Raw genomic sequence first — 11,867 nt, 5'->3', positions numbered from 1 at the left:
CAACCGAGGAGTGAACCATGGATCTGGGATTGAAGGGCACGAACGCTCTGGTGACGGGCGGAAGTAAGGGAATCGGTCGTGCGATTGCGGACATGTTCGCTAGCGAGGGCGCCAACGTCGCCATTTGCGCGCGACAGCAAGTGCAGATCGACAGCGTCGTTGCGGCCTTGCAGGCGAAGAGCGTCAAGGCCTGGGGCAAGTCGACCGATGTCGCCGATCCCGTCGCCCTCAAGCAATGGGTTGACGGCGCGGCCGCCGAGCTCGGCGGCGTCGATATCCTCGTATGCAATGTCAGCGCACTGGCGGTCGGCGATACCGCGGAAACCTGGGAAAAGTCATTCCGCATCGACATGATGCACACGGTCAATGCGGTGGCGGCCGCGCTTCCCTATCTGGAAAAATCGAAGACGCCGTCGATTGTCATCGTCTCCAGCGTCTCCGGGTTCGAGGTCGATTTCGCCGCCGGCTCTTACGGCGCCTTCAAGGCTGCACTGATCCACTATGCCAAGGGATTGAGCAATCAGCTCGCCGGCAAAGGCGTCCGCGTCAACGCGGTGTCGCCCGGCAACACCTATTTCGAAGGCGGCATATGGCAGGGCATCGAACACGGCTCGCCCGAACTTTACAAGACGGCCATGAGCTTGAACCCGACCGGTCGAATGGGAACCGCGGAGGAAGTGGCCGCCGGAGTCGTGTTCGTGGCTAGCCCTATCGCGAGCCGCATCTCGGGTACCAACCTCATCATCGACGGTGCTCTGACGAGGGCCGTGTAGCTCTGAACCCGCTTCGAAACGAGGCGCGATCAGTTCGAGGAGCGGGATAGTTCGACGATCATTGCTGAACTAAGAAACATGAGAATTCATCCACGCTGACGACTGTATAGGAAACTGCAATTTCCTATACAGTCATCGGCGATCAGCTAACTCGGTGTGATCTCGCCATTCTGCAATGAGTGACATCAACCCGGCGCCAACGCCAAACTGCGACCGTGGAAACGAAACGGGCTGGAAGGTGGGGCTCAGTCGGTTGGTGCCCCCATGTGCCTCTAATTGGCGGCTATGGGGCTGGTGATACGACAGCTACGAGCTATCGTGAAGCAGTGGGCTTTTCGGCTCAGCTTGGGCGATTGGCAGCTCCTGGCGCAAAACAAACCTTCGGCAAATTCGGGGGCAGCGAAGTGACAAATGACACCGATTGCGATTGGCCTGAGTGCTGACTGCCAACGGTTGCCAGATGCAAAACAAACGCAGGTGGGCTTCTCGAGCTACTCTTTACCATTATGAATTTCGAGGGTTTTGACTGAGTCTTAAAACGCTTTTCCAAACCTATCATTCCGAGCACAAAATCTAGCGCGCGCCCTTCCAGTTCTTGCCCTCTCTGACAACAACCACGTCAATATCCGTTGGCATCCTGCTGTGGTGTGAAAATGTAGGTGTGATCCGATCTGCCTCGATGCACCTTCAAGTTTGTATGGGAGAAGGCATGAGCCCTGGCTGATATGCGATGAGCAGGGAGCGCTTCGATCTGATCTGTCTCGAGCAAGTATAGAGCCTTCATCCGGACTAAAGGAAACTTGCCATGGGAGCGCTCAATGATTGAGATGACTCCCAATGAGACGGCCCCCATCGCCCCGAGCATCAGTCGCCCTAACCTTCCGCAAGCGACGCTCCCGCCACCAAGGGTAAAATCGAGCACTGCATGTGTTGGCGCTTCAGCCTGGAGCGCATCGTGCGCGCTTCTACAGTCGGAGAGGCAGTGGTGATGAGCGATGCAGCTCGCAGCAATCGTTGGAAGCCGACGTTTTACGTGCTGATCGAAGACAATGCAGCCGAGGAATGGTGGTCGCCTAGCCAATATCTTGAGGTCGTAGTCACCAAATGTCGTTAAGTGACACAACCGTGGACACTGGACGGGCCAGGTGGCTTTTGCAGCGTGAATGGCCGCTTTGTGCCGAAGATGATGGCGGCTGTTCGAAACGCTGCGGAAAATTCGAGAGGCCGATTTTCCGCTGTCAGTCAGACCTTCATTCGGAACGTCGATCGGGGTCGCTCCGAGCGCTTTCGAAAGTTAAACACGTATTTATTCGGGAAATACATAGGATTTCCTATCTCTTTGGTATGGGACCTGTGCGAAGAAAATCTTGAATTTCCGGCGCACGATGACCTCGGAAACGTAGCCCTTGGCTGCCCATCTTGCAGGCTTTGCAATCGCGATCTCCGATCGATGCGACTGCGCGACCGCGAGCGGCACGCTTTGAGGTTCACAGCAGATGGAGATGGATGATGATTTTCGATCGACAACCCAGATATCTCACCGCGGCCTTTGCCGTTGCCGTCGTGCTCTCGTTCGCAGCGCTGAGCTCGCAACCCGCCGAAGCTACGCCACTGCACCGTGACGCGTCGCCATTCTGTCTGTTGCCAGGCTCATCCAATGGTCCAGGGGGCGCACCGCAGATCTGCGGCTACTATGATTATCAGGAATGTCTGCAGGCCGCGGCCGACATGCACGCCAACTGCGTGGAGAACATCGATTTCCGCGGTAGTTATGAGCGAACGCCCGACGGGTGGCGTGCCCGGTACTGAGCGCCTTCGCGAGCGGCACGGCCCGGTCGATAATAATCTCTTGTGCGGAAAACGAGATCATCTTGAAAAGGGGGACGCCGTGAAACGCGTCTATCGCTTCTCGAGATGGCGGCAGCAGCGCCGCTCGCCCGGGCCGAACTACCGTTCGCGCCCGCCCCATGCGAATGGCACCAGCAGCACGGCAAGCAGCGCCGTTGCTGCCAGCATTGCCCAAGCATCGTTCACACTCCAGACAAAGGCCGTCTTTTCGATCATGGGCCGGACCAGGGCTTCCATGGCAGGAGTGGGTGGGCCGGAGAGACCGCTTGTCAGCAACGCGGGATCGAGGCCAATGGCCGTTGCCGCCGTGGGGTCTCCCGATAACAATCGCATATGCAACGCAGCGGCGTAGATGTGGGTGCGACTGTATAGGATAGTGTCAATCAGCGCGATGCCGATCGCGCCGCCCAGATTGCGCATCAGGTTGAACAGGCCGCTCGCTGCCGGTATCTGCGCTTCCGGCAGCGAGCCCAACGCCAGGCGGGTCGGTGGCAACAGGCAGAACATGATGGCGACGCCGCGAACGATCTGTGGCCAGAACATCTGGTTGAAATCGGTGTCGCGTGTCTGAAACATGCTGAGGGCGAGGCCGATACCAAACACCGCAAAACCTGCGGCGGTCAGCCAGCGCGCCTTGAGTCGCCGTTCCAGCGCGACGGCGATGGGCGACATCGCCAGTTGCGCGGCGCCGGTCACCAGCATCGTCGAACCAATCTGCAGGGCGTCGTGACCCCTGATGTAAGCCAGAAAAACCGGGATGAGATAGACTGAGCCGTACAGGCCCACGCCCAGGCAAAAGCTCAACGCGCATCCGATCGCGAACGAGCGGTTTCGGAACGGGCCAAGCTGCACGACAGGATGGGCAGCGCGCAATGTGCGTCGGACGAACAGGCCGCCGCAGAGCGCGCTGATTGTGAACAGGCCCGTGCAGGTGACCGATACCCAGCCATCATGGGGGGATTGCTTCAGTCCGATCTCCAGAGTGGCCAGCAACATCGCCATCAGAACCAGCGACCGCCAATCGATTTCCGCAACGTCGCCAAAGTTCAGCTGTTGCCGGGGCAGCAGAGGAGGCGCCACAACGCAAGCGATCAGCCCGGGAACGACATTGATCAGGAACAGCCAGTGCCAGGACCAGGTCTGCGTGATCCAGCCGCCGACCACAGGGCCGACCGTCGGCGCCAGCACCGCCACGATGCCGGCGATCGTCGTGGCGATACCTTGGTTGCGCGGCGGGAACAGCAGGAAGACTGCGGCGAACACCGCCGGGATGAGCGTTCCGCCCGCGAATCCCTGCAGCACACGAAACGACACGAGGGCGGCGAAGGTGCCGCTCGCGGCGCAGCCGATCGACGCCAGTGTGAACAGCGCGAGGGCGGCGGCAAACAGCCAGCGCATTGAGAGCACATGCGTCAGCCAGCCCGTCAGGGGAATGGCTATGATCTCGGCAATCAAATAGGAGGTCTGGACCCAGCTCATCGTCTCCGGGGAGATGGCGAGGGCATTCTGAATGGTCGGCAGCGATGTTGCGACGACCTGAATGTCGAGGATCGCCATGAACATCCCAAGACACATCAGGACAAAGCCGAGCCACGTCCGGGTGTCCGCGAGGGGCAGTTCGGTGCGCGGGGTCGTCATGGGCTTACGAGCGGCGGGGCAGGCAGCACGGCAGGGTCAAGGCTATCCATCGCGCGGGTTAATCGGGTGCGGCGGACGATCGAGCTGATCAGGCCCGGGCCGCGCGTGGCCGCGGCGAACATCAGGTTTCGGCTGATGCGATGTTCGGCAAGGCAGGAGACGATGCTCGCCAGCCGGATCGGTCCGGCTGTGAGTTTTCGCGCCGCCGCCAGATACACATCAGGTGAAAGGCCCTCCCGGATATGCGCGACTGCCAGCGCGGCCGATCCAAGGGCGATGGCAAGGCCGTCGCCGGTGAAGGGCGGGATGTGGGCGAGACGGTCGCCGACCCGATAGGCTGCAGTGTTTCGCTCGCGATGAAGATGTCCGCCGCTGGGACAGGCCACGGCCTTCGGCTTGTCCCACAGTGGTTCGGCGTCTGCCAGCCGCTCCGCCAGTGCGGGAAGTGCCGCCGCCACATGGTTGCGCAGCGCGGGCCAGCCGGATCCGAACTGGCTCATGACTTTACCCGGCAGCACCATGCAGAGGTTGGCGATACCGTCTTCGACCAGTTCGAGGCCGATATAGCTGGCCTCCAGAAAGTAAAGCTCGACCCGACCCTCGAGCGCTCGGCGAATGTGGGGGGTAGGCCGCAGGTGCATTTTCAACCCGACCTGCGAGCCGTCGCGTGTGTCGTCGATGCCGCGCAGACCCAGCTTGCCGGTGGCCAGTACGAGGTTCCGGCAACTCACCGTATGGCCGTTGTCGCACATGACCAGCCAGCCGGATCCATCGGGTCTCGCCGTTTTCACCGTCACGTCGCGATGCAGGCGTGCGCCGCTGAAATGCGCGTGTCGCAGCAGCGCGGCGTCGAGTCGATAGCGCGACAGCGACAGCCCGCGAAACGGTAGTGCCGAGGTCACGCTGCGGCGCGAGGAATAGAGCGCCACCTCATCGACCGGCACCGCGCCGAGCGCCAGCGGATCGACGCCCAACCGCCTTAACAGCAGCTGTGTCTCGACGCTCAGGAATTCGCCACACACTTTATGCTGGGAGGTCGCTGTGCGCTCGATCAGCATGACGTCGTGGCCATACCTGGCCAGACCGCAGGCCACCGCGCTGCCGGCCGGCCCGCCGCCGATGACGATCGTCTCGACCTGAATCATCGCACACGTCCGATCACGAAGCGGAACAAGAACCATCGCAGGCGCACCACGCGCGGCGCGATCCCGGCATCGCGTAACCGCGCCGTCCATTCCGCGCGGGTGAGGGCTCTCGCAACCGAGATCCGGCCGTCGTGAATGACGATGGGATGCAGCCGCGTCAGCCAGCCCATCAGGCCGATGAAATGGAACGGCACCCGGTGGCGCTGCAGGTCGTAGATCATCCAGCCGCGTCGCGCGGTCCTCTCCATCCAGCGCAGGAACGTCACGATCATCTCGTCGGACATATGATGCGTGAGCAGGCTACTGACGACGAAGTCAATGGGGGAGGGCGGGATGAAATTGAAGATGTCCATCACCTGATATTCGATATTGAGATCGTTTCCTGTCGCCGACTGCGCGATGCGGACCGTCTCGCGATTGAGATCGAGCCCGATCAGCTTGATCTGCCGGCCGCGCCCGGCGGCCCAGCTGCGGATCGCCCGCAGCAGGTCGCCATAGCCGCAACCGACATCGACGAGTGTGAGCTCGGTGCCTTCAGGTATCCGCTGGATGGCGGCGTCCAGCCAGGCGATCACCGCCCGGTGCCCGAGCATCGCGCCGTTGAAGCGGGCGAGGTCGCGCAGCACAAGTTCGAGCTCTTCCGAACTTGCGCCGGCGCTGTCCAGCCATTCGGCTTCGGTACTTCGCTGCGACAGGTCCGTCGCTGCAGCGCGGGTGGTGCTGAATGTGCTCATGGGCTCAGGCCGCGGTTCGAAAAAGCATGGTTTCTGCGATCAGTCCGGGCCCGAACGACATTGCGCACCCGCTGCGGCCGCGTGCGCCCGAACGCATCAGTCGCTCGATCACGAACATGACCGTCGCCGACGACATGTTTCCATAACGGCGCAGCACGTCGCGCGACGCCGCCAGTGCGGTCGGCGCCAGCGCGAAGGCTCGCTCCACCGCGTCGAGAACGGTCCGGCCGCCGGGATGCACCGCCCACAGGTCGACCGCCGCCGCGGGCGCTCCAGCCAGGATTTCATCGGCGCTCCGCCGTAGGCCGTCCTGGATAACGGCCGGAACGCGTCCCGACAAAACCATGTCGAAGCCGGCATCGCGGATGTTCCATGTGATCAGATCGCGGGTATCGGGGACCAGCATGGCGCGGAAACTGTCGAGCGCGATGCCGGACGGCTCGGCGCTCACGAGGCTTGCCGCACAACCGTCGGCGAACAGCAGGAACGAGAGCATCTGCTCGAGATCGGCGTTTTCCTTGAGATGCAGCGTACAGAGTTCGAGGTTCACGACCAGTACGCGCGCCGACGCCTCGGAGCGGACGATGTGATAGGCCAGCTTCAGGGCGTTGATGGCGGCGTAGCAGCCCATGAAGCCGATAACGGTACGTTCGACCGTCGTCGGCAGCTCGCAACGCGCGATGAGATCGAGGTCGAGGCCGGGCGCGGAGAAACCTGTGCAACTGGTGATGATCAAGTGCGTGATGCGGTCACGATCTGCTCCGAGATGCAGGCGATCGACGGCGGCTTGCGCCAGTTCGGGCGCGTGCCGCTCATACTGCTCCATCCGCGTCGCCGTATCGGGAAAACCACTACGGGCATAGAAGCCGCCGGCATCGAAATGGTCGCCTTCCGGTCGATTGCCCGGCGTAAGGCACGAGAAGCGGTGCTCGATACCGGACTTGTCGGCCATGCGTTCGAACAGCCGCGCCTGACGCGGGTTGGCCAGATGGAGCGTAGACTGTGCGAAGCGGCGAAAAGTGTCATGAACGTCGTAAGGCGGCACAGCCGTTGCGACACGATTGATATAAACTGCTGGCAAGGGAATCCCTCCGTATGCCTCCGCCGAAATGAGCGCCGGCCGATGAAGGTCGAGATAGCGAAGAAAGTCCGCGGAGCGATTAAATTGCGATTTAAGAACGGACCGACGCTCTGCTTCGGTTGCTGCCGGGGATGTCGATGGCAGGTGTCTGGCCGGCAATCGTTGCGCACGGGGCGTCGCTGCGTTGCAGGTTAAATTCGTATTTAATTGAAGAACAGAAGCCTTCCGAAGATGTTGTGGCCATTGGTTCGCCGTCCGGCTCGGCGCGTTCCGATGGCTGCTGCATCAGTAAGCGCCGTTCGCAGGTGGGTGGATGCTCGGAATTTTGACGTCGTTCGTTCGACAAGGTGCGATCTCGTTAGGGGTATCGCTGTTGCTTGCCGCAACCGCATTTGCGGTGGCGCGCCCGCCGCACAAGTCGCCGCCGTTTCAACCGGCAGCGATTGAGCGTCGCCCGGCCACTGCAGCCGCGTTCATTGGAGCGAGTCCGCTCGCTCTCAACAGCTGTTCTGCGTCCGACAAGATGGTCGCTGATATCAATCTTCGGCCGATAGCGGGTAGGGATCAGGATGTGATTGCGGGATTGGTATCGCGAGGGCCGGACGCAATCGACCTGGCGCAGGCCGTGCTCTGCTACGGACACGAGGAAAAGCTCCGCGGACTGGCCCGGCAGATCATGGTGACACGGCATACCGATGCCGGAGCAACGCTGTACGCGATCCCGGGATCCTTGGTCCCTGTCGCAGCGGTGAGGCTTGTGCCGACCGGATGGACGAAATGACCGAGTTTCGACAAAATGACGACGTTTTCCGCTATGCTACGGCGCGGTCGCACCTTGTCGTGTCTTCAGATCAAACGGTGCCCGAGATACTCCAGATGACCAAGATTCTGCTGATCGAGGACGACAATGAGACCGCCGAGGAACTCGCGGCCGAACTGACGCAGCGCGGCTTCGAGGTCGAACATGCCGCGAACGGCATCGAAGGACTCGACAAGGCTCGCTCCATCAAGCCGGACTTGATGGTCGTCGATCGCATGTTACCGGGAATGGACGGACTCACCATCGTCGAGGCGCTGCGGCATGACCAAATTCGCACGCCCGTACTGATCCTGAGCGCGCTCGGAGCGGTCGATGATCGCGTCCGCGGATTACGTATGGGCGGCGATGACTATCTGACCAAGCCTTTTGCGATAGTCGAACTGGTGGCGAGGATCGAGGCCCTGTTGCGCCGTCCGATCGAAACGCGGGAAACCATGTTGCGGGTGGGACCGCTCGAACTCGACCTGATCGAACGCACAGCGCGGCGTGGCGAGCGGGAGATCGAATTGCTGCCGCGGGAATTCCGCCTTCTCGAATACATGATGCAGCGTAACGAGCAGCTGCTGACGCGGGCGATGTTGCTGGAGGAGGTCTGGAACTATAAATTCGTCCCGGACACCAATCTTGTCGATGTTCATATGGGGCGGCTGCGGCACAAGGTGGACACGCCGGGCGATCCGCCGATGATCCACAATGTCCGCGGCGCAGGATTTATTCTTCGTGCGCCTTCCTGATTTCGTCCGCACGACGACGTTCCGGTGGACGTCCATCGCGATCGCGCTCTGCATTCTTTTGTTCTCGGCCTTCGTGTACTGGGAGGCTGGCAGTTCGATGCGGGCTGACATGGACGCTTCGATCGCGGAGGCAAGCGAGGCGATCGCGTCGGATGTGCCGGAGCGCAGGATCATCGCCATCGAGGACCGCCTGGCGTCCGATCCGCGCCGGACCCGGTTGGCCGGTCTGTTCACAGCTGACGGAAAACGGATCGCCGGCAATCTGCGCGATATCCCGCCGCAATTGGCGATCGACGCGCGGATTCATGCGACGCAGGTGGTCAGGATCGATCCGCACAAGCCGGAGTCGATGTCCGTGCGCGCCATCGGTCGTCGCTTGTCTGACGGCCAAGTGTTGGTCATCGCCCGCCATAGCGGCGAACTCAAGGAACTGGCGGCGGCGATCGGCCGCGCCCTGCTGCTCGGTCTGCCGGTGGCGGGCGCCCTTAGTCTGGCGATCGGTGGCGTGCTCAGCCTGCGGGTGCAGCGTCGTGTCGATGAACTCCATACGCAGGTCAGGCGCATTATCGATGCCGACCTACGCGAGCGACTTCCCACGGCCAACCTCGACCACCCCTTCGATAAGCTGGCCATCATCGCCAACGGCATGCTCGACGAGATCGAGGTGCTGGTCACCGAAATGGCAGGGACCGGCAACGAGATCGCGCATGACCTGCGCACGCCACTGACCCGTGTCCGCGTTGGCCTCGAGCGCGGCCGCGCCAATGCCTCGACGGTCGCGGACCTGCAGGCGGTCGCCGACCGCGCGATCACTGACGTGGACGAAGTGCTCACCATTATCACCAGCCTGCTGCGTATCCAGGAGATCGAGCATTATGGCGACCGCAGGGGATTCGGCGATGTGGTGCTGGCGGGTTTACTACGTGAGGCTTGCGACCTCTACGAACCGATCGCTGAAGACAAGCAGGTCAGCCTGCGCGTCGATGTCGAGGACGATGCCATTGTCCGATGCGACCGCGATCTGCTGCAGGAGGCTATCATCAACCTGGTGGATAACGCGGTCAAGTTTACGCCGCCCTACGGATGCGTCCGGTTGGCTCTGGTGCGAGGGCCCAGCGATGTCATTGTCAGAATATCGGACACCGGACCCGGCATTGGAGAAGACGAGCGTGAAGCAGTGCTGCGGCGGTTCTATCGCTCCGACAAGAGTCGCAGGACCGTTGGCACCGGTCTTGGCCTCAGCCTGGTTTCCGCGATCGTCAAGCTGCATGGATTCCGGTTGACGCTGTCGACCGGTCCCGGCTGCGTCGCGGAGATCGCCTGTCCATTGCCGGAAAGGTGATCTGTCTGAAGGACATTTTAGTCGTCTCGCCGTGTCCCCTCACCATGTTTCGTAGATCGCGCTGTTGCCTCGATGCCATATGGGCGCTTTCGGCAACAACGGCCTCGATGGAAAGGATGAGATCATGAAAGGACGTACATTCAAGGTACTCGCAACGGCTGCGCTGGCGTTGAGCCTGCTAGCCACCGCCGCTGATGCACGCGGCGGCGGCGGAGGTGGCCACGGAGGTGGTTTCGGCGGCGGTGGCGGCCATATGGGCGGCTTTGGCGGTGGCTTCGGTGGTGGTCACATGGGGGGCTTCGGAGCCGGCGGCGGCCATATAGCAGGCATTGCCGCCGGTCATGTGGGTGGAATCGGCGGCGAGCATCTCGGCGGAATAGGCGGCCAGCGTTTCGCAGGAGGCGGATTCGGATCGCACGCTTTTGCCGGACATCACCTCGTCAGACATACCGGCCGTGGCTTCGGCTTCCCGGGCTACTACGATGATTACGGCTACGGCTGTCCGTATGTTTACGGCCCGCTGCATCCCCACCATTATCCTTGGGTCGCCGGCTGCAGCTAACGAACCGTCCTGCAAGGCATCGCGGGCGTGACGTTGCGGAAGCCACGTCACGCCCGCCTTGTTCGTGCCGCAAGCCGAATCTGAATTCGAATTTATATCCTTAACCTGTAATTTAATGGTTCCCGTGATCGCCGCCGCTATCTTTTCAGGATCGTCCGCAAAGGCCGTGACATCGGCCCCGGACGGACATTGATCAGCAACAGATCAATCATAGCGGAGGGGCTGACATGAATATCGATGGAACGTCGACGGAATATTCCACACCGGCGTCTGGTCTGGCGGCTCCGATCGGGCTGCGGTCGCCCGCGGCAGCCGGCACCGCCTTGAATTACCGAACCGACATCCGGCGTTTTGCGATGCTCGAACGCGAGCAGGAATACGTGCTGGCGATACGCTGGCGCGATCACGGCGACCGTGCTGCAGCCGAGCAACTTGTCACCAGCCACTTACGCCTCGCTGCCAAGGTGGCCATGAACTATCGTGGTTACGGCCTGCCGCTGTCGGAGATCATGTCGGAGGCCAATCTCGGCCTGATGCAGGCCCTTGACGGGTTCGACCCGGACAAGGGATTCCGCTTCTCCACCTACGCGGTGTGGTGGATCCGTGCGGCGATCCAGGACTACATCCTGCGCTCATGGTCGCTGGTGAAGATTGGCACCACCGCGAGTCAGAAGAAATTGTTCTTCAAGCTGCGTTCGGCCAAGAGCAGGATTTCGGCGCTGGGAGGCGGCGACTTGCGGCCCGACCAGGTGACTCTGATAGCCAGCGATCTGGGCGTGACCGAGAAGGACGTCGTCGACATGAACCGTCGGCTCGGCGGCGATGCTTCGCTCAACGCGCTGGTGCACGATGACGAGGGTGCCGCCGAGTGGCAGGACTATCTGATCGACCAGGCGCCCACGCCAGAACTGATGACGGTCGAGCAGGACGAAATCGATCATCGCCGCCAGGTTCTGGTGCGCGCGATTGACGTACTCAATGCGCGCGAGCGGCACATCTTCGAGGCGCGTCATCTCGTCGACGAGCCGGATACGCTCGAAGACCTCGCGCAGCACTATGGGCTGTCGCGCGAGCGGATCCGCCAGATCGAGCAGCGGGCGTTCGAGAAGGTGCAGTCGGCGGCGCGCAAGCTTTCGCACGATCGACGTCACACCCGCGCCCCGGCGCTGGCAACGCATTGAATTGCGTCA

11 protein-coding genes are annotated in these 11,867 nt (G+C 61.8%); 6 read left to right on the top strand and 5 right to left on the bottom strand.

The window, feature by feature from the left end:
- Positions 1 to 17 precede the first annotated feature (17 nt).
- Positions 18 to 773, top strand: a complete 756-nt coding sequence (locus tag AB8B02_RS14765) for an SDR family NAD(P)-dependent oxidoreductase (RefSeq protein WP_120292943.1) — start codon at positions 18 to 20, stop codon at positions 771 to 773.
- Positions 774 to 2,282: 1,509 nt separating this feature from the next.
- A complete protein-coding gene (locus AB8B02_RS14760) occupies positions 2,283 to 2,582 on the top strand; it encodes a DUF3551 domain-containing protein (RefSeq protein ID WP_309944913.1) in 300 nt (99 codons plus the stop codon).
- Between the two features lie 138 nt (positions 2,583 to 2,720).
- Here AB8B02_RS14760 and AB8B02_RS14755 read toward each other — a convergent pair whose 3' ends face one another.
- From AB8B02_RS14755 to AB8B02_RS14735, 5 genes are all read right to left on the bottom strand, one after another.
- Entirely contained in the window at positions 2,721 to 4,259 is a 1,539-nt protein-coding gene (locus AB8B02_RS14755; protein WP_439064285.1) for a DHA2 family efflux MFS transporter permease subunit, read from the bottom strand.
- A complete protein-coding gene (locus tag AB8B02_RS14750; protein ID WP_439064284.1) occupies positions 4,256 to 5,404 on the bottom strand; it encodes an NAD(P)/FAD-dependent oxidoreductase in 1,149 nt (382 codons plus the stop codon). The genes AB8B02_RS14755 and AB8B02_RS14750 overlap by 4 nt, the downstream gene beginning before the upstream one ends.
- Positions 5,401 to 6,138, bottom strand: a complete 738-nt coding sequence (locus tag AB8B02_RS14745) for a methyltransferase domain-containing protein (RefSeq protein WP_439064283.1) — start codon at positions 6,136 to 6,138, stop codon at positions 5,401 to 5,403. The genes AB8B02_RS14750 and AB8B02_RS14745 overlap by 4 nt, the downstream gene beginning before the upstream one ends.
- 4 nt (positions 6,139 to 6,142) lie before the next feature.
- Positions 6,143 to 7,219: a type III polyketide synthase gene (locus tag AB8B02_RS14740; RefSeq protein WP_439064282.1), complete on the bottom strand. Its 1,077-nt coding sequence runs from the start codon at positions 7,217 to 7,219 to the stop codon at positions 6,143 to 6,145.
- A gap of 91 nt (positions 7,220 to 7,310) precedes the next feature.
- The gene (locus AB8B02_RS14735; RefSeq protein ID WP_141137186.1) at positions 7,311 to 7,565 is read right to left on the bottom strand and encodes a hypothetical protein; all 255 of its coding nucleotides are present in this window, start codon (positions 7,563 to 7,565) and stop codon (positions 7,311 to 7,313) included.
- A 530-nt stretch (positions 7,566 to 8,095) separates the two neighbouring features.
- On the opposite strand from AB8B02_RS14735, the gene AB8B02_RS14730 reads away from it, so the two are divergent.
- The 4 genes from AB8B02_RS14730 (at position 8,096) to rpoH (ending at position 11,858) form a co-directional block, all read left to right on the top strand.
- Complete coding sequence (locus AB8B02_RS14730) at positions 8,096 to 8,773, top strand: response regulator transcription factor (RefSeq protein WP_089267551.1); 678 nt, start codon at positions 8,096 to 8,098, stop codon at positions 8,771 to 8,773.
- Complete coding sequence (locus AB8B02_RS14725) at positions 8,733 to 10,115, top strand: ATP-binding protein (RefSeq protein ID WP_439064281.1); 1,383 nt, start codon at positions 8,733 to 8,735, stop codon at positions 10,113 to 10,115. Before AB8B02_RS14730 ends, AB8B02_RS14725 begins: the two co-directional genes overlap by 41 nt.
- 124 nt (positions 10,116 to 10,239) lie before the next feature.
- Positions 10,240 to 10,677, top strand: coding sequence for a hypothetical protein (locus AB8B02_RS14720; protein WP_439064280.1), 438 nt, complete (start codon positions 10,240 to 10,242; stop codon positions 10,675 to 10,677).
- Positions 10,678 to 10,904: 227 nt separating this feature from the next.
- Positions 10,905 to 11,858: an RNA polymerase sigma factor RpoH gene (rpoH, locus tag AB8B02_RS14715; RefSeq protein WP_439064279.1), complete on the top strand. Its 954-nt coding sequence runs from the start codon at positions 10,905 to 10,907 to the stop codon at positions 11,856 to 11,858.
- Positions 11,859 to 11,867 lie beyond the last annotated feature (9 nt).

Origin of the sequence: Tardiphaga sp. 862_B3_N4_1 (genome assembly GCF_051811085.1) — a bacterium.
In the GTDB taxonomy this organism is placed as follows: domain Bacteria; phylum Pseudomonadota; class Alphaproteobacteria; order Rhizobiales; family Xanthobacteraceae; genus Tardiphaga; species Tardiphaga robiniae.
The sequence above is the reverse complement of the archived record's forward strand: the minus strand, read 5'-3'. Positions and strand labels throughout refer to the sequence as shown.

Coding starts and splice junctions, on each gene's coding strand:
- rpoH (WP_439064279.1), top strand. CDS start 10,905: ATGAATATCGATGGAACGTCGACGGAATATTCCACACCGGCGTCTGGT.
- AB8B02_RS14755 (WP_439064285.1), bottom strand. CDS start 4,259: ATGACGACCCCGCGCACCGAACTGCCCCTCGCGGACACCCGGACGTGG.
- AB8B02_RS14765 (WP_120292943.1), top strand. CDS start 18: ATGGATCTGGGATTGAAGGGCACGAACGCTCTGGTGACGGGCGGAAGT.
- AB8B02_RS14760 (WP_309944913.1), top strand. CDS start 2,283: ATGATTTTCGATCGACAACCCAGATATCTCACCGCGGCCTTTGCCGTT.
- AB8B02_RS14725 (WP_439064281.1), top strand. CDS start 8,733: ATGTCCGCGGCGCAGGATTTATTCTTCGTGCGCCTTCCTGATTTCGTC.
- AB8B02_RS14750 (WP_439064284.1), bottom strand. CDS start 5,404: ATGATTCAGGTCGAGACGATCGTCATCGGCGGCGGGCCGGCCGGCAGC.
- AB8B02_RS14720 (WP_439064280.1), top strand. CDS start 10,240: ATGAAAGGACGTACATTCAAGGTACTCGCAACGGCTGCGCTGGCGTTG.
- AB8B02_RS14745 (WP_439064283.1), bottom strand. CDS start 6,138: ATGAGCACATTCAGCACCACCCGCGCTGCAGCGACGGACCTGTCGCAG.
- AB8B02_RS14730 (WP_089267551.1), top strand. CDS start 8,096: ATGACCAAGATTCTGCTGATCGAGGACGACAATGAGACCGCCGAGGAA.